The sequence below is a fragment of the Microbacterium sp. LWH7-1.2 genome, assembly GCF_038397755.1.
Lineage (GTDB): Bacteria > Actinomycetota > Actinomycetes > Actinomycetales > Microbacteriaceae > Microbacterium.
Window position 1 is genome coordinate 3,643,782 of the sequence record NZ_CP151637.1, and the last position, 20,024, is coordinate 3,663,805.

The following is a 20,024-nucleotide window of genomic DNA, read 5'->3' on the forward strand; positions in this document are numbered from 1 at the left end:
CCAAGGAGGCGCGTGTCCGCACCTAACCACCCCTCGTCGGACGCTCTTCAGCACACGTCGAAACTTCCGCTGGCTGGGATCAACGTGCTCGATCTCGGGCAGTACATCGCAGGACCCGCCGTGGCGATGGTTCTCGGCGACCTCGGAGCGACAGTGGTGAGGATCGAGCATCCCGACGGCCCGAGGTGGGACAGTCCTTCCAACGCAGTACTCAATCGCAACAAGCTCATCGTCCCGCTGGATCTGAAGTCCGGCCAGGGCCTCGACGACGCACGGACTCTCGCGATGGAAGCAGATGTCGTGGTGGAGAACTTCCGTCCGGGAGTCCTCTCCCGGCTCGGTCTCGACCTCGCGGAGCTACGGCGGGCGAAGCCGGGGCTGATCACGTTGTCGATCCCGGGGTTCGCGTCGGACGACGAGCTCCGGTCCCAGTGGAAGGCGTTCGAGTCGATCGTCGCAGCCGCGTCCGGGGTGTTCACCGACATGGGACTGAACCGGGTGCTGATGGGGGTCAACCCCTCCTTCTCCCCTCTCCCACTTGCCTCCGCGTACGCGACGAGCATCGCCGCAGCATCGGTTGCCCTCGCCCTGTATGGACGCGCACAGACCGGGAGAGGCGATCACATCGAGGTGCCGCTGGCGAGCGCTGCGATGGAGGGGCTGACGTACAACTCGATCCACGTAGAGGACTATCCCGACCGCTACAAGACCCAGCGGGAGCTCGAGATCCTCCGCCGCCGCGAACTCGGACTGGCGATGGACGTCACCTACGACGAGCTCCAGGAACTGCTCGACCCGTTCTATCGCAGCTATCGGTGCAGCGACGGGCGCATGTTCTACGTCGTGTGCCCGAGCCACCGCTATCACGCCAAGCGGTGCCTGCAGGCGCTCGGTCTCTACGACGAGATGGTCGTGCTCGGGTTGAAAGAGGAGGACGACGTCTACCTGCCGAAATCGGAATGGTCCTCCACCGCCTCGCTCGGCTCGTATCCGCTCCCCAAGGATTGGGCGGACACGATTGCCGCGCGGATGAAAGAAGTGTTCCTGACGAAGACCTCGGACGAATGGAACCGCATCTTCGGGGAGGGCCAGTTCCCCGGCACGTCACAGAACTGGCTGTCGGAGTGGATCGACGACCCACACGTCCGCGAAGCTGCGCTCGTGGTCGAGGTGGATGATCCCGTGCTCGGCCCCATGATCCAACCTGGCCCGATCGCCTGGCTGACCGAGAGCGCGACGGACATGCTGCACCCGACTCCACGGATGTGGGGCTCGATCACGGACGCGAAAGACCGGTTCGCGCGAACCCTGCGCCAGGAACCTCGGGAGGCGGCGGCGCCAGCGGGCGCTCCGTGGCTGCAGGGCGTTCGGGTGCTCGACCTGTGCAACGTGATCGCCGGCCCGCATTCGGGCGCCTTCCTCAGCCGGTTCGGCGCCGAGGTGATCAAGATCGACCCCGCGCAGCCGCTGTTCGATCCGTGGAACCACGTCGTCTTCGGGCTGACCCACATGCGCGGCAAGAAGTCGGCGCTTGTGGACCTGCGATCCCCTGAGGGGAAGACCATCCTCGAGGACCTCGTCCGGTCCGTCGACGTCGTCATCTGGAACGCGACCGATCGTCAGGTCCGGCAGATGGGGTTGAATGCCGAATCGTTGCATGCGATCAATCCCCGCGCCGTGTTCTGCCAGCTGGACTGCTTCAGCGGGGTCCTCGCCGGTCCGCGGACGAACTACCTCGGTTACGACGATCTTGTCCAGGCCGCAACAGGTATCATGCTGCGGTTCGGCGGTTCCATGGAAACCCCCGAGGAACACGCCCATGTGGGAACCATCGACGTGATGTGCGGATTCGCGGCGGCGCTCGGCATAGCCTGCGCCCTCTACCAGCGCGAGACCACCGGCCACGTCGATCGTGCCCGGACCTCCCTGTCGGCGCTGACCGGTCTCGCGCAACTGCCGTTCTTCTTCACCTACTCGGACCGTGGCGCGTTCGACGAACCCAGCGGCCGGCAGGCGCACGGATACGGCCCGCAAGAGCGCATATACCCGACTGCGTCCGGCAGCATCATGCTCGCCGTCCCCGACCGCGACCTCGACCTCCTGTCGACCGTCGAAGGGCTGCCGCCCCTCGGCGGCCTGGCGCCGGAACAGCTCGAAACCACCCTCAGCTCGGCCCTGCTCGGCGCCAGTGCGGCAATGTGGCAGGAGCGGTTCACAGCGGCCGGCATCGGTGGCGTCGCCTGCGCAGGCATTGGTAGTCTGCGCGCCGAGTATGCGCGCGACGCGGACTGCACACCGGGCACCGGTACCAGGAGCAGCTACGCTTTCTCCCGGTTCCCCGACCACCCCAGCGGGCACGTCGTGACTCAGCTCGACCCGCTCGGCGTGCGGCTCACCGACGGAACCATCCTCGCGCCGGTGCCAGCTGAGAAGTACGGGACATCTACCCGTGCGATCCTCACCGCCGTCGGCTATCAGCCGAGCCGAATCCAGGAGCTACTCGCGTCGGGCGTCATCAGCGAGAGCTGGAGCCGGGAATACCTGCCCTCCTGAGGCACGTCCAGGATTTCGGCACGAACGTCACTCCAGACCTGCGATATCGGAAGGCCCCGGATCCCGGGCTGGGGATCCGGGGCCTTCACCTTGTTCTGCTACCGGTCGACGGAGCCTTCCACGAAGGTGCGGAAGTTGCGGGCGAACAGGTCGATGTCGTCCTGCGTGTGCTGAGCGGAGATCAGCCATTGCTCGACCTTGCCCCACGGCGGCAAGAACGCCCCATTGTTATGCTGCACCAGCCAGTGCGCGTGGCTGAACCGGTCGTCCACACCCAGGAAGTCCCGGAAGTTCCGCACCCGCTCTGGCGTGAACGTGACGCATCCCTTCGCCCCAACGCTCACGACACTCCACGCGGGGCCGTACTCGGCGATGGTTGCCTCCATCTGCGTCCGCAGCGAGCTGGCTAGGGAGTCCAGGTGGGTGTAGGTGTCCGCGGTCAGCACCCCGGACAGGGTTGCGCGCGCCGCAGCCATCGCGAGGGGGTTGCCGTTGAAAGTCCCCACCTGGTCGTAGCGGCCGTCGACGATGGCACTCATGACCTCGCGGGTACCACCGATGGCCGAGACCGCAATGCCACCGCCGAGGGCCTTCGCCAGACAGACGATGTCGGGAGTAACCCCGTACAGGGCGGTCGCGCCACCCGGGCCGGTGGTGAATCCGGTCTTCACCTCGTCGAACGCCATCAGTGCACCGTGCCGGTGCAGCAGATCCTTCAGGCCCTGCAGGTACCCAGGGTCCGGCGGGATGATGCCGGCGTTCATCATGACGGGCTCGAGCAGCATGCCCGCGACCCGCCCCTCGTGCTCGATGAGTGCCCGCTCGACCGCTTCGAGGTCGTTGAAGGGCACGACGATGGTCAGGTCGGTGAACGCCTTGGGGATTCCGCCGTTCGCGATCACGCCCGTGGGTCGTTCCGCGGGGCCGATCTCGGCAGCGTCGGGCATGACCGAGACCTGGACGGAGTCGTGGTGCCCGTCGTAGCCGCCTTCGAGCTTGAGGATCAGGTCGCGTCCGGTTACGGCCCGCATCAGGTGAACGGCGTCCATCGTCGACTCTGTGCCGGAGTTCCCGAACCGCCAAAGGGGCAGGTCGAACCTGTTCGCGAGCTCGCAGCCGACCCAGATCGCGTCCTCGGTCGGCTGTGCGAAGTGGGTGCCCCGGCGCACGCGATCGCTGACGGCCTCGACGATCGCCGGATGGGCGTGCCCGGCGATCGAGGCACCGTACCCGCCGTGCATGTCGACGTACTCGTTGCCGTCGACGTCGTAGACTTTCGACCCTTCACCGTGCGTCATCCAGACGGCCTGCGGCTTCGCGATCTGCCAGCTCGACGTCGCACCGCCCGCGAGATACTTCGCGGCCTCCGCTCCGAACTCCGCACTCCGCGGCTGACGCTTCAAGAACGCCGTCTGCTCCTGAGCGATGAGCCGCTCCACCGCATCTGTTTCAGCCATATTCAAGCTCTCTCTTCTCTGTACTTATTGATTGGTGGTTCAATCAATAGGGTACTCGGGAGAAGATCTCCCTGACAACCCCTCGCACAGGGGTGAAATGCCACTTGCTTTGAGCTCAACCTCCACCGTCACCCCCAGGGTCGAAGCCCCGCGAACCCTTGGAAACACGGGATCGCGGGGCTTCTGTCGTGCGGGAATTGGGCCAGTGGGAAGGTTCCGGGAAGATCCGTTGTCCCCACTCGGTCGAGTGTCTGGGGTGATGCCTCCGGACGTCGGTCACGAGATGCGGCCACTCGCCGCGGCCTGATGGGGTCGGCTATTCAGCGAGCGGTCTCCCAGGAGTTCACGCCGGCTGGGAGATCGGCGTCACAGTTTCGACCACGGCCTCGACGTCGCGCGCCGCAGCCAGGGCGATGTGATCACCGTTGCGCGGCGCGATCAGCTGAACACCCGAGGGGATGCCGTCAGCGTCCAGTCCGGTGGGCACCGCGACCGAGGGGAGGCCGAGGAAGTTCACGGTGACGAGCAGCCGATGGTCGCGCCACAGCTGAGTCGTCGCTGTCGGGCCGGAGAGGTCGTAGCCGATCAACGGCATCCGGCGAGCGGAGACCGGTCCGAGCACGACCGGGTGCTCCGACTGGAACTGCTCCCACGCGGCGGCGATGACGAGCCGTTGCCCCCAGGCGTCGGCATAGTCGCCGACCGAACCGAACACGGCCGTCTCGTCGGCGTTGTCGAGGAAGTACTGCATGGCGCCAGCGCCCAGAGGAGCAGGGCGTGCTCCCGGCCGGAACAAGCCCACGAGCTCGGTGACCGACAGCTGACGCCACAGCACCGCGGCGTCTTCGATCATGGGAGGTTCCACCTCGTCCACGTCCCACCCCGCGTCGCTCAGCGCGTCGGCGGCGATCGTGAGCGCCTGCGCCACCTCCGGGTCGACGCCCCAGCCGAGCGGGTCGCGCGTCAGCGCGACCTTTCGGATGCCGTCGTATCCGAGCGGGTGAGGGATGGATGCCGTGGCAGGATCGAGCCCATCCGCGCCATGCATGAGCGAGAAGGCCATGTTGAGATCGTCCACGTGTCGCGCGATCGGGCCGTTGACGGAGAAGAACTGCTCGGTGAGAGGCGACGGCTGCACCGGCCCCGCTGCCGGGACTCGCCCGGCCGACGGCCGCAGCGCGGTCACACCGGCGGCGTACGCCGGCAGGCGCAGCGATCCGCCGTAGTCGTTGCCGAGGCCGAGTGCCACCATGCCCGTCGCGACCGCGACGGCATCGCCTCCGCTGGACCCACCGGGCACCCGCGTGCGGTCCCACGGGTTGTAGGTGCGCCCGAACAGCTCGTTGTCGGTGTCCCAGCGCAACCCGGTCTCGGGCATGTTGCCGCGGCCGATCGGGATCGCATCCGCTTCCAGGAGGCGGCGCACGATGGTGGCGTCCTCTGAGGGGAGGGCGTCCGCGAGGAACGTCCATCCTTCCGTCGTCGGCGACCAGGTCAGATCGATGTTCTCCTTCACGGAGATGGGCACGCCCGCCAGGTCGCCGAGTTCTTCGCCGTCCGCGATGCGGCGATCCAGCTGCGCGGCGAGTTCGCGGGCTCGATCCGCGAACACGACGGTGAGCGCGCCGAGGCGCGGGTTGACTTCGGCGATCCGTGCGAGGTGCGACTCGACCACCTCGAGCGCCGACACCTCGCCCTCGCGGACGAGTCGTGCGATCTCACGGGCGCTGTTGCGCCAGATGGGCTGTGAGTTCGTTGTCATGTCAGGCCTCCTGGTGGCTCGCTGTGGAAGATTGGACACCGTCGTCGGGTCCGGACAGATCGAAAGCCGCGCCGCCGGGCACGGATTCGATGAGTGTTCTGGTGTACTCCGCGCGAGGCTCGGCGAAGACGGATGCCACGGGCCCCGCTTCGACGACCTCGCCGTTCAGCAGCACGATGACCTCGTCGCAGAGCTGACTGACGACGCCGAGATTGTGCGAGATGAACAGCATCGTCAGGCCGAGTTCGTCGCGCAGTCGGGTGAGAAGCTCGAGGATCTCCGCCTGAGTCGACACGTCGAGTGCCGACGTGATCTCGTCCGCGATGATCACCTCGGGGTCGATGGCGAGAGCGCGCGCGATCGCGATGCGCTGGCGCTGCCCTCCCGAGAACTCGTGGGGATACCGGCTCATCACCTCCGCATCCAGCGAGACCGCGGTGAGGGCCGCTTCGAGCTGTACCCGGTGGCGCGCGACCCGGGCGAACACGGGGTCGATCGCTTCGGCCAGAGTCTGTCCGATCGTTCGCCGAGGGTCGAGCGACGAGTAGGGATTCTGCGGGATGAGCTGGATCCGCCGCCGCACCGATCTGCGGGTCCGACGGTCCGCGCCGACGAGCTCGACGTCGCCGAAGCGGATGGAGCCGCTCTGGGCCCGGTGGATCCCGATGATCGTCTTCGCGATCGTGGACTTGCCCGACCCGGACTCCCCGACGAGCGCCACCGTGGAGCCGCGGGTCAGCGCCAGGTCGACGTCGTGGAGGATCCTCGTCGCGCGCGCACCGTGGCCGAGCGTCACATTCAGGCCGGTCACTTCCAGAAGGCGCCCATCTGCGCGGCTCATGACGTCACCTCCAGGGACACCGCCGGAATCGGACGGGCGAGAGTGGGCGTGGCATCAAGGAGTGCACGGGTGTAGGGATGCTGCACTCTGCGGGTGGTGAGATCCGCGGCGGACAGCCGTTCGACGATCTCGCCGTGCCGCATCACGATGACTCGGTCGCACAGCGCCTCCACGACGGCGATGTCATGCGAGATGAAGAGGATGGCCGTGCCCTCGCTCTTGTTGATCCGCTTGAGGTGGCGCAGCACCTCGGCCTGCACCGTGACGTCGAGGGCGGTCGTGGGCTCGTCGGCGATGATGAGCCGCGGGTTGGTGACCAGAGACGACGCGATGATCGCCCGCTGGAGCATCCCGCCCGAGAGCTGGAACGGGTGTTGATGCATGCGCTCCTCGGGCTTGCGGATGCGCATCCGCCGCAGCGCGTCGACCAGCGTGTCGGCGGCCTGTCTGCGCGACTGGCCGAGATGCACGCGCGCCACCTCCGTCAGCTGGACGCCGAGTCGGAGTGCCGGGTTGAAGGTCGAGCCGGGGTCCTGATAGACGAGGCCGATCTCCTTCGCAAGGCGGCCGCGGTGCCGGTCGGATCGCAGATCGAGGTCGCCGAGACGCATCAGCCCCGCGTCGACGCTCACGCTCTCGGGCTGGAGCCGCGCCAGGCTCATGGCGGTCATCGACTTTCCGGAGCCCGACTCGCCCACGAGGCCGAGGATCTCACCTGGGCCGATCTCGAGGTCCACGCCCTTGACGAGCACGCGACCCGTGGACGTCGTGACGGTGAGATCACGCACCTCCACGAGCGCCATGGGTGCCGTCGAGGGGCTCGTCGACGCCGCACGCCGGCTGCGGCGCACCCGCGGCTGGCGCCCCCAGGGATCGATCCGGGCGGCGAGCCCATCGCCGGTCAGCATCGCGGCGACTCCGGCGAAGATCAGCATCATCGAGGGTGCGACGACCTGCATCGGCTGCGAGTAGATCGCGGGCAGCCCCTCGTTCAGCAGCCGCCCCCAGTCGTAGTCGGGGCTCTGCACGCCGAGGCCCACGAAGGACAGGCTCGAGATGTCGAGCAGCGACAGCGCGAAGCTGGAGGCGATCAGTACGAGGAGCGGACCGCCGATGTTCGGCAGCAGATGACGGCTGAAGAGCATCCAGCCGGGCACGCCGAGCAGTCTCGCCGTCCCGACGAAGTCCCGGTGGGCGACCGTGGCGGTCATGTTCGACGTGATCCGTGCGAACCCGGGGATGCCGGCGATCCCGATGGCGATGATCGCGGATGACGTCGCCGGGCCGAGGATGGCGGCGATGACGAGTGCGAGGATGATCGACGGGAACGCGACGGTCGAGTCGATGATGCGCAGCACCGTTTCGCGCAGCCAGCGGGGTGCGAGCCACACCAGAGCTCCGATGAGCACACCGGCGACCACGGCGATCGCAGTCGCGGACGCCGACATCACCAGGGTGAGGCGCGTGGCCACGAGGGATCGGGCCAGGATGTCGCGGCCGAGGTCGTCGGTGCCGAACCAGTGCTCGGCGGATGGCTGAGCGCGGGTGTCGGGAGTGATTGTGTTGGCTGCGACGCTCAGGAAGATCGGCGCGAGGATGGCGATCAGCACCAGGACGCTCATCATGATCAGACCGGCGATCAGTGGAACCGGGTAGCGGCGTCGAGCGGCATCAGTCATCGGACGGCCCTCCCAGAGTGCGCGGATCGATCAGGCCGAGCAGGATGTCGATCACGAGGTTGATGATGATCGCCAAGGCTCCGATCGTCAGCACGATGCCTTGGATCACCGGGTAGTCCCGATAGATGATGGCCTGCACGACTTCGAGTCCGAGGCCGGGGAGGCTGAAGACGGTCTCGATGATCACGGCGCCGCCCAGCAGGCCCGCCAGGATGAGCCCTGTCAGCGTCAGCGTCGACGCCATGAGGTTGGGGAGGGCGTGCCGAAGATACACGCGTGCGGCACGGATGCGACGTCCGCGCGCCGTCCTCATGTAGTCCTGCTGCAGAACTTCGAATGTCTCCTGCCGCACGACGCGGGCGACCGCGAAGGTCGGACCGAGTGCGAGCGCGGCGATCGGCATCACGAAGGCCCCGGGCGCCGTCGCGCCGCCCGCGGGCAGGATCTGTAGGCCTATGGCGAACACGACGATGAGCAGGGTCGCGGCGACGTAGGCGGGGAACGACGCGAGGAAGCCCGCGACGGCCCCGAAGCCGGTCGCCAGCGCGGGTCGGCGGCCCGCGCGCGTCAGGACCCCGATGGACATTCCCAGGGGGATCGCGACGACGATGACCACGGCGATCGCGCCGAAGGCGATGGTGGCCGTGTAGGGGAGCTTCGTCATGATCGTCGTCGTGACCGGGGTGCCGTACCGGAAGCTAGCACCGAGATCGAAGGTGAACAGGCCCTGCGCGTACAGTGCGAACTGCGTCCAGAGCGGCGAGTCGAGGTTGAGCCGCTCCCGGAGGGCGGCGATGGCCTCGGGTGTGGCATCAGGACCGAGGATCGCGATCGCAGGGTCACCGGGGATGAGCGGCACGATCAAGAACGTCAGGATCGCGAGAAGCGCCAACGAGAGCAGGAGCCCGCCCAGGCGTCGGATGGCGAATCCGCCCCAGGAGCTGCGGACGAAGCGTCGTCGGATACCGAGCGCAGGTGCGTCGGCAAGGCTGGTGAGTTCTGCGCCGGACATGTGATTCCTCAGGTGTGATCGGGGCTCCCGCGGCCAACGTGACGGTCGGCCGCGGGACCAGGTGTCAGTCGGCGATCCGGAATATCGGGTCGTCGAGTGCGCCTCCGAGCATCTGCACCGTGAAGCCTGGCCGCTGCACGTAGATGAAGGCGTCGTTCACGAGCGGGAACGTATCGACGTTCTTGATCAGCGCGTCCACCGCAGTGTTCAGGAGCGCGCAGCGCTCGTCATCCGACGCTGCGGTCAGCGACGCGCCGAACGCCTCGTTCGCAGCGCCGTTCGTCGCACCGCCGACGTTGCCGCCGCCCTCCTGGATCGTCGGACCGACGAAGCTGCCCAGCGGGCTGGTCAGCGAACCCAGGAAGTTCAGATCGGCGAACATGGTCAGGTCCCAGGCATCCGGCTCGCCGAAGACTTTCGCGATCCACGAGCCCACGTCCGTGTTCTCGATCGTCACCTCGGCGCCCGCTGCGCGAAGAGCCTCGGCGATGTACTCGTTGCCGGCTCCGGCGGGGCCTGCGACGTTGGGGCCTACGAAGCGGATGCTCACTCCGGTCAGTGCTGCAGTCGCTGCCTCGACATCCTGCTCGGGGATCGCAGGGTTCGAGGACGGGACGCACGGGACCGGCTCGGATGCCAGCGAGGTCAGGATCTCGCCGGTGCCGAGCGATGTGACCTCTTCGAACATCGCACGGTCCAGCGCCTGCGCCACCGCGAGGCGCAGGGTGGGTTCGGCGAAGACACTGCTGGGTCGCTCGTTGAAGAGGAGGTAGAAGTCGGAGAACCGGTTGACCGAGACGTCGTATCCCTCCATACCGTCGAAGCGTTCGATGGTCTGAGCCTGGATTTTCGCGACGTCGAGCTGACCGCTGATCACGAGGTTCGCGGTGGCGGTGGAGTCGGGAGAGACGACGTATTCCAGTGTGCTCGCCGGGCGGCCATCGACGGTCGTCGTCCAGTCCGGCCAAGCGTCGTAGTCCTCGCGGAGCGTGTAGGTGTACTTCACGCCGGGCTCGAAGGACTCCAGTGTGTACGGCCCTGACTCGCTGCCCTCCACGGTGCCCGCGGCGAGCCCCTCAGGGTCTGCGAGGCCAGCCGGGCACACGATGCCCGTTGATGAGATGCTCAGCCCGGTGATGAGGTCCGGCCAGGGGCCGCCCAGGTCGATCGTCACGGTGCCCGCCGCGTCGTCCGCGCTGATGGTGGGCGGCGGGCCGCCGAACACCTGGAAGGAGGTGGTAGAGCCGTTTCCCGCAAAGTAGTCGAGTGAGTCCTTCACCACGGTCGGCGTGATCTCGGTGCCGTCGGCGCAGGTCGCGCCCTCCCTGATGGTGAGCACCGCTTGCGTCGGCGTCGAGGTCCACTCGGCCGCGAGGCCGGGAACCAGCCCCGAGGCGTCCTTGCGCACGAGGGTGTCGTATGCGGTACGTGCGAGGAGGTAGTCGGGCAGCGAGAGCGTGAGGCTCGGGTCGAAGGTGGCGGGGATGTCGATGGTGGTGCGGATCGTGTCGACGTCCGCTGTGTCGCCGTCACCTCCGCTTCCGCCGGTGCAGCCGGTCGCGGTCAGAGCGATCGTCGCAACGATGGCGGCCGTGCCGATCAAGGTGTGTCGTCGGGACATGCTGGGCCTCTCTTGCTGGTTTCTCGGGTGGGACGGGAGGAGTCAGGCAAGGACTTCGAAGACGTCGATCGTGGTGTCGTGCTCATTGGCGGACGCGCGACCGAGGAAGACCGTACGTGTGAGCCACTGGAGGTCGGGCGCCGTCGTACGGAACCGCGGGGTCGACTGGAAGTAGCCCATCGGCTCGGCCAGTCCTGCACCGCCGGCGAGGTGCCGCACGACGCCCACATTGAGGACGTCGATGATGGCCCCGGAGTCGGTTCTGACGAGATAGCGTGCCTCGACGTCGAACGCCTCGTCGGCCCGGGTGCGGCACCAGTCGCCGCCGCCGGGGATGATCGTCCCGCGCACGTCGCCGTCGACGGTGCCTCCCGTGATCGGGATGAACTCGAGCAGTTCGCGATCTCGCTGCTCGAGCGGGAGGTAGGCGCCCACTTCGGCGACGATCCGGAATGCGAAGCGCAGCCCGGGGGCTTCGGCAGTGCTCATCAGGCTCCTGTCCTCATCACGTTGCGCCATCGCAAGTTGAGACGAGTATGGCCATAGTTACTGACATAGTCAATACTGTTCACTAAGTCCACACGCGGTTGGAGCAGAATGGCAATGCGCACGTATGTGCGGGTGCGGAAGGCGGGCGGCAGTTGACTGAGATCACACGGGTGCGTCGCAAGCGCGGATCGATCTCGCGAGATGAGATCGTCGCGGCGGCGCTGCGTCTGATGGACGGCGAAGGAGAGCCCGCCCTGACCTTCGCTCGCCTCGGTGAGGAACTGAAGGCGTCTCCGACCGCCGTCTACCGTCACTTCCTGAGTCGTCAGGATCTGCTCCGTGCACTCGCGGATCACCTGGACGGCATCTCGATCGAGGGGTACACCCCGACCGACGACTGGCGGATCGACCTGCAGGACCTCGCGTGGCGGGCGTGGCGCACAGCTAACGCGCATCCGGCTGCGGCCGCGATCTCCCTTTCCCTGGTGTCGAACGGGACGAACGAACTGCGGGCGGTCGAGTGGGTGCTCCGGGCGATCCACTGCGCGGGCCTGACGGGACGCCAAGCGGTCGTCCAGTACCAGGTCTACTCCAACCTCGTGCTCGGCTCGGCGGGAGCTCACGGAGCGCGCCTCAGTGCACCCGACGCCCGCGATGTCGATGAGGGCTGGATCCAGGTGTACGCACCGAAGGACCCGAGTCAGTTCCCCCACGCCGAAGCGGTGAAGGCCGAGCTGGCGTCGGTGACCTACGATGAGGTCTTCGCGAAGCAGCTCGAGATGTATCTGGACGCGCTCGCGGTCATGGGCGCTCCAGGCGACGGCGGGTGATCCGCGTCCGGCGCCTCGTCAACGCCCCCGCTCCTCGGCGATCGTGTTCGCGCCGTCGACCACGATCAGCTGCCCCGTGACGCAGGAGGCCTCCTCGTCCGCCAGGAAGGCGATCGCGTGTGCCACCTAACCGGGGTCTCCGAGCGACCGACAGGGGTGGCGCGGCCCATCCGCCGCTCGTGGTCGGTGGCGGAGCCCGTATCGATCCAGCCGGGCGCGACGGCATTCACTGTGACCCTCAGCGACCGGCTGGAACTCGCCAAACTCGCAGATCGGGGAACTCGAGGCGGTCCCCGTCGTGCACCTCAACGAGTCCGTGGAGTCGGCCCGGGAGACGCGATTCCGTGCGGAAAGCGATCGGTGAGCCTGGAGACCGTCGACGCCGTCGCGCGCGCCGTGCAGTCCGCGCTGCCGAGGGAGAAGGATGCCGCCGCCGGCCGTGCGGCGGACGCCGGGGGCCGCTCCGCCGGCCGCGCGGCGGAGTTCCGCCTCGGCTGGCCCGCAGCATCAGCCGAACTGACAGCAGAGATCGGCGATCGGTACGGCTATCGGCAGCTGCGTGAGGGCATTCTCGCCCGCGGTCTATCCGAGAAGGAAGGCCAGTTCCTCAAGCCCACGACTCCGTCACGTCGTTCCTCGGCGCGCTCGGCGTCGGGCACGGTGCGGTCGTCGCCGCCGGCACAGGCGTGGTCACCCTCGGCGTCGGACCCGCCGCAGTTGCCCGAGTCGACGGGTGGGGAAACATCATGGGCGACGCCGGAAGCAGCTACTGGTTCGGTCGCCGGGCTCGACGACGTCATGCGCAGTTACGACGGACGCGGCTCCAGCACCGCGCTCACTGCCGTCGTGCAGCAGCGGTGGCCGGCACTTCCTGACGCCTACATGAACCTGCAAGCCGAGTCGGAGCGCGTGTCGATCGTCGCGGACTTCGCATGCGCCGTCTGCGAGCTCGCCCCGCATGATGCCGTCGCGCATCGCATCATCGTGGACGGTGCCGCCGAGCTCGTGGATTCGGCGACGGCCGCACTGCAGCGCGCCGAATGTTCGATGCCCAATTCGGAAACCGGTCCGGGGGTTGTGCCGATCGGGGTGGTCTGTTCCGATCGACCGCCGTCTTCGACGTGTTCAGTTCCCTCCTCGCAGCGCGGGTGAGCGGCGTACAGATCAGGCAGTCCGCCGGAACCGGGATCGACGGCGCCGACCTGCCGCAGACGGCGCGTGGGAGGAGGCGTTGCCCTCTCGACCCGCAGTGGCGCCGAGGCGTGCAGCCCGCGGTCCAGACACGCGGAAGCGCCCACCGGTACGGGACCGGTGGGCGCTTCTGTCTTCGCAGCTAGGTGTCGCGCGATCTGGGCGTGATGCTCAGAAGGGCTGAACCGGGTCCTCGATGCCGAAGAGCACCTTGCCGTAGACCTCTGCTCCGAGCTCCGGGTGCACGAGCGCGTGACGGCTCGCCGTCTCGCTGTTGCGCCAGAACCGCTGGAGCGGGTTGATCTCGGCGAAGCTGAACGCACCGTTGATGCTCAGGCACCGGCTGATGGCCTTGCGGGACAGCGCCGCGGCCTGACCGTTGTCCATTCGTGCGCGGGCGCGCTCCTGGAGCGTCATGGGCCGGCGGTCGCGTGCAGCCGAGTCGATGGCTGCGCAGGTGCGAGCGGCCAGGAAGTGCGCCTGGTCGACCTCGGACTGGGCCTTGGCCAGCTCGATCTGATGCACGACGGATTCCTTCGCGTGCTTGAACACGGTGTAGGTCACCGACTTCTCAGCGCCGTTGGCGAGGGTCAGGTCGATGGCGCCACGCGCCATGCCGATCTGCGCCGAGCTGAGGATGATCTCCGCCACCGGGACGAACGATGCGTGGTAGTTGTCCTCCTCGGCCCACTCACGCGCATACTTCTCGCCGGCGAGATCGCCGATGGAGACGATGCGGTGGTCCGGAATGAAGACATCGGTCGCCACGAGGGTGTTGGATCCCGTCGCGCGCATGCCTGCCACGTACCAGGTGTCCTGAATCTCCAGGTCGGCCTTCGGGATCAGGACGAGGGAGTTGATGGGCAGTCCGTTCTCATCCTCGTCGGTCTTCACGGGGACGATGGACCAGTCCGCGTGGAGCGATCCGGTGCCGTAGCCCCACTGCCCCGAGACGCGGATGCCGCCCTCGACCCGCTCGAACGACTTTGTCGAGTTGGCCTGCACGAAGGGACCGCCGGGCGACAGGACCGCAGACACGCACGCCCGCGGGTTCGCACCGAACACGTCTTCCTGCGCCTGGTCCGAGAAGAGGGTCACGAACCATGTCGACGAGTTGAGGAGGGCCGACACCCATCCCGTTGCGCCGTCAGCCCGCGCGACCTCTGCGACGGTGTCGATGAACGTGCGGAAGTTCGCGCCGTAGCCTCCCCACCGGCGCGGGATGGAGATGTGGAGAAGGCCAGCGTCCTTCATTGCGGAGATGACTTCTTCGGGGACGCGGCGGTCGGCTTCGCCCTGTGCGGCGAACTCCCGGATCAGCGGCTGCAGGGCCCGTGCCTTTGCCACAATCTCCGGGTCGGGACCGGGCGCACCAAAAAAGGCGTCCATGGTCGGGGCTTCCTGAACTGCACTGCTCACTTGACTCTCCTAACGTGGTCGCGACCGAATGCGCTGACGCCACCGGGCTGCAATCGTTTGCTGTTGGGTTGATCATATACCCATTCACCGCTCAGACCCAGAGCCAAATCCTGAGAAAGGCCGGGACACCGCGGACGTGTGCGATCTCCTCGTCGATCACGCGCAGTGAGCCACCTCGCGCACGGATATCCGGCCCGGCACTCGTGCGGTCTCAGGGGGTGGGCGGCTGGGTCGAACGACGCTCGATGAACTGAGGGGCGAGCATGACGCGTGACTCGTGCGGCCGGACTCCCCGGAGGAGACCGAAGGCGATGCGTGCGCTGTGCCTGCCGAGTTCGAATCCGGGCAGGCGGACCGTAGTCAGGGGCGGGTCGATCTGGTCGATCAAGGGTGCGTCGTTGTAGCCGACGACGGAGACGTCGGCGGGGCAGCGCAGTCCCGCTGCGCGCAGCGCGTTGAGAGCACCGACAGCCATCAGGTCGTTGTGGGCGAAGATGGCCGTCGGCCGTCGCTTTGCCGTCTGGCGCAGCAGATTCTCCGTGAGGCGGCGGCCCTCCTCGACGGAGCTCTCCCGGGCATGTCCGCCGGTTGAGACGTCGAGGACGTCGGCGCGCGCCCGGATGGCGGCCGCAAAGCCTTCGCTTCGATCCACGAACGAAGAGATACTCGGCGTGCCGGAGAGCTGCGCAATGCGCCGGTGGCCGATCCCGATGAGATGCTCCACGGCGGTTCGGGCGCCGGCGACATCATCTTGGAGGACCTCGACATGCTCACTGCCACTACCCGACGCTGTGCTCGCAAGGAATCCGCGCACGGCGAGGACGACGGGGACCAGGCCCTCCAGCTCTCGAACGAAGTCCTCGTCGTCGACTTGGGCGGCGCTGAGGACGATGCCGTCGACTCGATTGCGCAGGAGCCGGGTGACGACGCTGCGCAGGATCTGAGGATCGTCATGCGTCTCGGCGATGAGCGGCATGTGCCGGCCGGCGCGTGACTCGAACTCGATTCCCCGCAGCAGGGTCACCGTGAAGGGATTGGACAGATCCGCCACGACGACCCCGAGGACGCCGGTGGTGCCTTTGCGAAGACTCTGAGCGACCGCATTGGCCCGGTAGCCGAGAACCCCCGCCGCGGAGTGCACGCGCAGGCGGGTCGCCTCACTCACCAGGTGCGACTGGTCATCGCTCAGAGCACGGGATGCCGTGCCGACGTGGACGCCCGCCTGCTGGGCGACATCCTTCAGCGTCGGAGCTCGTAGATCGGGCATGCCTAGCCAATCTCCTGCAAGCGATCGTCCTTTGATGCTGCCGCGGCGTGCACGAAGGCCTCCCGCGTGCGCGGAGCTGCATCAAGACAACTTCGCCTCACGACGGGAGGCCTTCGGCCCGCAGCGTCGGGCTGCCGGGGCGCTACGGACGAACCGCGGCGATTCCGTCGATCTCGATCGTTGCGCCGTTGTAGAGAGAGTGCACGCCGATGACGGTGCTGGCCGAGGGGGTCGTGGTGTTGATGATCGCGTTGCGCGTCTCGCGCCACGTGAACAGCTTCTCCTGGTCGAGCTCGGTGATGTACACGTTCACGCGCACGAGGTCGTCATAGCTCACGCCGGCCGCGTGCAACGCGCGCTCGAACTCGCCGTAGGTGAGCTCGATGGCACGCTTGAAGTCGGTGGGGACCGAGCCGTCCTCTTCAAACCCGACCTGACCCGAGATGAAGATGAGCTCGCCGGCCGTGACCCTCGTGCTGTCGGAGATCCCCGGGATGACAGGGGCGGGGATGCGGGAGATTCGGTCGTTGGTCATTGGATCGCTTCCTTATGGGTGGACCGGGTCTGGAGATGTGCCGGCGACTACTCGTCGCGTCCGTAAACGGCGTAGAAGGGGACGGCTGTCGCCGGGAGCGCGGACCTATCGCTGAGTACGTGCCATTCGCGGTTGTGATACACCAGCGGCGTCGGCTCACGGGTGTCGTCGCTCGCGGAATCCTTGGCCTGGATCGCTTCGACGACGATGAGGCTAGATCCGTTGGCGTCGATGCATTGAGTGACCTTGCAGCGCAGCCAATTCGCCGCCGGGTAGTGCGGTTCGCCCGTCGGAAGTCGATCCCATTCGGCGTCGGGACCGAATCTGTCGGCACCGCGACGCGCGCAGAGCTTGGCGAGCCCGACCTCGTCGGCTGCCAGCATGTGCACCACGACCGTCTCTGCTTTGCGAATGGTCGGCGTGCTGGACGAGAGCGACGAGGCCGAGAACACGAGCGTGGGTGGGTCGATGGAAACGGATGCGACGGAACTCACCGTCATCGCGACCGGGCCCTCACCGGCGTCGGCCGTGATGACGGCGACGCCAGCAGGGTGTGATCGGAACGCGTGCCGGAACTCATCAGCGGTGATGTGTGTTTCCGTGTCGGTAATGGTCATTGTTTCGCCTTCACTTTATGCGTCGGTTCCAGGGCCGACGGGACGAATCTGGCAGGCTTCCGGCCAAGGCGCCGGTGGTGATGTGAGACCGACTGCAATCGATTGCTGTCAATGGTAACCTACATCCCGCAAGTTACCAAGGCATTTCGGCGAAGTATCAGACCTCGACGGATTCACCGACCGCGAGCTTGACGACCGGGGCGACGTCGGCGACGAGGTTCAAGAAGTACATCGCGTACTCCTGACCGGCCTCACTGAGCTCGAGCTCGTGGACCTGGTAGGCGCGTGTCGGATCGATGCCGCGGAGGAAGTCGATTCCCTGCCGGACGGAGGTCCACGGACCGCTCGTCGGCATGAGAAGCGTCTCGACCGGGACTCCGGGGAGCTCGTACGAATCGCCGGGGTGGTAGACCTTTCCGTCGATCAGGTAGGAGATGTTCGCCATCTCCGGCATATCGGGGTGGATGGCCGCGTGGATGCCACCGAACGTCTCGATCGCGAACGGGCCGATGGTGAACGACTGACCCGATGTCACCTCGGTGAATCGATCGACGTAGTCGCCGACGAGCTCGGCCACGCTGGACGGTCCGTAGACCCGCAGCCGGGGATTGCCGGCGAGCCCTGCCCGCAGGGCGTCCGCGTCGCAGTGATCGAAGTGCTCGTGGGTCACCAGAACGGCTGTGGCGGCCGAGAGGAGCTCTTCTGACTCTGGGGTCGCGGTGCCGGGGTCGGTGACCAGCGAGACCCCTTCCTTCTCGAACCGCACTGTGGCGTGGTTGAACTTGGTGAGGATCATCTGACAGACCTTTCAGTCGGGTGGGGAGGGGGCATCAGCGTCCAGCGGCGTAGCCCTGCATGCCCCGCGCATTCGCCGCTGCAACCAGCATCCCGTCCGCACGTACTCCGGCGGCGCTCAGCCGGCCGAGGCTCCAGGGCTTCGAGACCACGACGTCATGGCCGCGCTGGCGAAGGTCGTCGATCACCGACGACCCGATCGACTCTTCGACGATCAGCTCACGAGGCGTGAATGTGCGCGGGAAGAAGGAAGAGGGCATGTGCGTCGAGTGCCACGTCGCGGCATCGATCGCTTCTTGCAGGTTCATCCCGTGGACGAGAAGATTCAGCAGGAACGGCACGGTCCACTGATCCTGTTGATCGCCGCCGGGAGTGCCGAAGGCCAGGTACGGCACGCCATCGCGGAGCAGCATGCCCGGACTCAGCGTTGTGCGCGGTCGCTTTCCGGGAGCGATGGAGTTCGGCAGGCCAGGCTCTACCCAGAACATCTGGGCGCGAGTCGGGAGTGAGAAACCCAGACCAGGGACAGCCGGCGAGCTCTGCAGCCATCCCCCGCTCGGCGTCGCCGCGACGACGTTCCCCCAACGATCCACGACATCCAGATGGCAGGTGTCTCCTCGAACGAGGCCCATGCTGCCGAGAGTAGGTTCGCCCGTGCCGACACCGTGACTCGCGCGGTCGCTGAAGATCGAGGGGGAGAGCCGAGCCTCCCTTCCGCCGGGACGCCCTGGCCGAAGCTCAGCGGAGGCCTCTGAGCCGACCATCGCCGCCCGCTCGCGGGCGTACTCGTCGGACAGCAGCGCACTCAGCGGGACGTCGACGAAGTCCGGATCGCCGTAGAACGCCTCTCGGTCGGCGAAGGCCAGCTTGGCCGTCTCTGCCACTGTATGCACCATCTGCGCGGATCCAGGCGCACCTACGTCCTGGTGGGCCAGCGCCATCAGCTGCTGCAGGAGCACCGGACCCTGCCCCCACGGGCCGGTCTTGGCGACCGTGACGCCGCCGAACTCGATCGTCACCGGCTCCTCCCAGCGAGGCGCCCAGCGCGCGAGATCCTCTCCCGTGAGCAAGCCGGCGTGGTCTTCCCCTGTGACATCGCGGATAGGCTTGCGCACGAAGGCATCGATCGCCTCGGCGACGAACCCTCGATAGAAGACGTCCCGGGCTCGGGCGATCACAGACTCACGTGAGCCGCCCCCGGCCTGGGCCTCGCGGACGATGCGCTCCAATGTGTCCGCCAGGGCATTGTTCCGGAACCGCGATCCCGCGTGAGGGGCCGCTCCCGCTGTGAGATAGATCGCAGCGGAGCTATGCCAGTGCTCGGCGAAGAGCTCGGTCACCGAATGGATGGCGGTCGCGGCGTCGGGAATCAGGGGGTAGCCGTCGCGCGCGTAACCGATGGCGAACCGGGTGATCGCCTCCAGGGGAAGAGTCCCATGCCTCTCGAGCATGCTCATCCACGCGCCGAACGAGCCCGGCACCACCGCCGCAAGGTGTCCGGTGCCCGGGATGACGTCCAAGCCCAGCTCCTCGAACGCCCTGCCCGTCGCCGCGATAGGTGCCGGGCCTTGCCCGCAGAGCACCCACGGCGCGCCCGACTCGACATCGAAACCGAGGATCGGAGTGTCCCCGCCCAGCCCGTTCAGATGAGGCTCCACGACGTGCAGAACCAGGCCCGCCGCAGCGGCCGCATCGAATGCGTTGCCGCCCTCCTCGAGAATCGCCATTCCCGCAGCGGAGGCCAGCCAATGCGTCGAGGCGACCATGCCGAAGGTTCCGACGAGTTCCGGACGGGTAGTGAACTGCATACGGTGATCCGTTTCGATTGCTGGGGAAGCGCCTCGCCGCGCAACCCGGTGTGCCGCAGGCGGGCAGCGGAGTGAGCCGAGGTGGGCGCACGGCATGATCGTATACTAAGACTCTCTCCCTATACGAGAACTCGCTGGAGGTATGTAC

16 protein-coding genes are annotated in these 20,024 nt (G+C 67.1%); 3 read left to right on the top strand and 13 right to left on the bottom strand.

Translation table 11 applies throughout. The features are described 5' to 3' along the window. The first annotated feature begins 12 nt into the window (after window positions 1-12). Window positions 13-2,553 (top strand): CoA transferase, encoded by a 2,541-nt coding sequence (locus MRBLWH7_RS16835; RefSeq protein ID WP_341996567.1) that lies wholly within the window; start codon window positions 13-15, stop codon window positions 2,551-2,553. Window positions 2,554-2,651: 98 nt separating this feature from the next. On the opposite strand, the gene MRBLWH7_RS16840 is transcribed toward MRBLWH7_RS16835, so the two are convergent. The 7 genes from MRBLWH7_RS16840 to MRBLWH7_RS16870 all read right to left on the bottom strand — a co-directional run bounded on the left by MRBLWH7_RS16840 (window position 2,652) and on the right by MRBLWH7_RS16870 (window position 11,414). Continuing rightward, on the bottom strand, window positions 2,652-4,010 hold the full coding sequence (locus tag MRBLWH7_RS16840; protein WP_341996569.1) for an aspartate aminotransferase family protein: 1,359 nt from the start codon (window positions 4,008-4,010) through the stop codon (window positions 2,652-2,654). Window positions 4,011-4,353: 343 nt separating this feature from the next. Next, window positions 4,354-5,772, bottom strand: coding sequence for an amidase (locus MRBLWH7_RS16845; RefSeq protein WP_341996571.1), 1,419 nt, complete (start codon window positions 5,770-5,772; stop codon window positions 4,354-4,356). A gap of 1 nt (window position 5,773) precedes the next feature. After that, window positions 5,774-6,613, bottom strand: a complete 840-nt coding sequence (locus tag MRBLWH7_RS16850; protein WP_341996573.1) for an ABC transporter ATP-binding protein — start codon at window positions 6,611-6,613, stop codon at window positions 5,774-5,776. Further along, window positions 6,610-8,292, bottom strand: coding sequence for a dipeptide/oligopeptide/nickel ABC transporter permease/ATP-binding protein (locus MRBLWH7_RS16855; protein ID WP_341996575.1), 1,683 nt, complete (start codon window positions 8,290-8,292; stop codon window positions 6,610-6,612). Before MRBLWH7_RS16855 ends, MRBLWH7_RS16850 begins: the two co-directional genes overlap by 4 nt. Continuing rightward, window positions 8,285-9,304 carry an ABC transporter permease gene (locus tag MRBLWH7_RS16860; protein ID WP_341996576.1) on the bottom strand — a complete coding sequence of 340 codons (1,020 nt, stop codon included), beginning with the start codon at window positions 9,302-9,304 and terminating at the stop codon, window positions 8,285-8,287. Before MRBLWH7_RS16860 ends, MRBLWH7_RS16855 begins: the two co-directional genes overlap by 8 nt. A 64-nt stretch (window positions 9,305-9,368) precedes the next feature. Continuing rightward, window positions 9,369-10,925, bottom strand: a complete 1,557-nt coding sequence (locus MRBLWH7_RS16865) for an ABC transporter substrate-binding protein (RefSeq protein WP_341996578.1) — start codon at window positions 10,923-10,925, stop codon at window positions 9,369-9,371. A gap of 42 nt (window positions 10,926-10,967) precedes the next feature. Further along, the gene (locus MRBLWH7_RS16870) at window positions 10,968-11,414 is read right to left on the bottom strand and encodes a DUF3237 family protein (RefSeq protein WP_341996580.1); all 447 of its coding nucleotides are present in this window, start codon (window positions 11,412-11,414) and stop codon (window positions 10,968-10,970) included. 152 nt (window positions 11,415-11,566) lie between these two features. Between MRBLWH7_RS16870 and MRBLWH7_RS16875 the strand changes: the two genes are divergently transcribed. Both MRBLWH7_RS16875 and MRBLWH7_RS16880 read left to right on the top strand, forming a co-directional pair. Continuing rightward, the gene (locus tag MRBLWH7_RS16875) at window positions 11,567-12,244 is read left to right on the top strand and encodes a TetR/AcrR family transcriptional regulator (protein WP_341996583.1); all 678 of its coding nucleotides are present in this window, start codon (window positions 11,567-11,569) and stop codon (window positions 12,242-12,244) included. Between the two features lie 360 nt (window positions 12,245-12,604). Continuing rightward, window positions 12,605-13,396: a hypothetical protein gene (locus tag MRBLWH7_RS16880; RefSeq protein WP_341996585.1), complete on the top strand. Its 792-nt coding sequence runs from the start codon at window positions 12,605-12,607 to the stop codon at window positions 13,394-13,396. Between the two features lie 210 nt (window positions 13,397-13,606). Here the strand turns inward: MRBLWH7_RS16880 and MRBLWH7_RS16885 are convergent, their stop codons facing one another. From MRBLWH7_RS16885 to MRBLWH7_RS16910, 6 genes are all read right to left on the bottom strand, one after another. Then, entirely contained in the window at window positions 13,607-14,854 is a 1,248-nt protein-coding gene (locus MRBLWH7_RS16885; RefSeq protein ID WP_341996587.1) for an acyl-CoA dehydrogenase family protein, read from the bottom strand. A 211-nt stretch (window positions 14,855-15,065) separates the two neighbouring features. Beyond that, window positions 15,066-16,121 (bottom strand): LacI family DNA-binding transcriptional regulator, encoded by a 1,056-nt coding sequence (locus MRBLWH7_RS16890; protein ID WP_341996589.1) that lies wholly within the window; start codon window positions 16,119-16,121, stop codon window positions 15,066-15,068. 142 nt (window positions 16,122-16,263) lie between these two features. Further along, window positions 16,264-16,656 (bottom strand): RidA family protein, encoded by a 393-nt coding sequence (locus MRBLWH7_RS16895; protein WP_341996591.1) that lies wholly within the window; start codon window positions 16,654-16,656, stop codon window positions 16,264-16,266. Between the two features lie 47 nt (window positions 16,657-16,703). Beyond that, window positions 16,704-17,273, bottom strand: a complete 570-nt coding sequence (locus tag MRBLWH7_RS16900; protein ID WP_341996593.1) for a flavin reductase family protein — start codon at window positions 17,271-17,273, stop codon at window positions 16,704-16,706. A gap of 157 nt (window positions 17,274-17,430) precedes the next feature. Continuing rightward, window positions 17,431-18,069, bottom strand: coding sequence for an MBL fold metallo-hydrolase (locus tag MRBLWH7_RS16905; protein WP_341996595.1), 639 nt, complete (start codon window positions 18,067-18,069; stop codon window positions 17,431-17,433). A gap of 34 nt (window positions 18,070-18,103) precedes the next feature. Then, on the bottom strand, window positions 18,104-19,876 hold the full coding sequence (locus MRBLWH7_RS16910; RefSeq protein ID WP_341996602.1) for a gamma-glutamyltransferase family protein: 1,773 nt from the start codon (window positions 19,874-19,876) through the stop codon (window positions 18,104-18,106). Window positions 19,877-20,024: the final 148 nt, after the last annotated feature.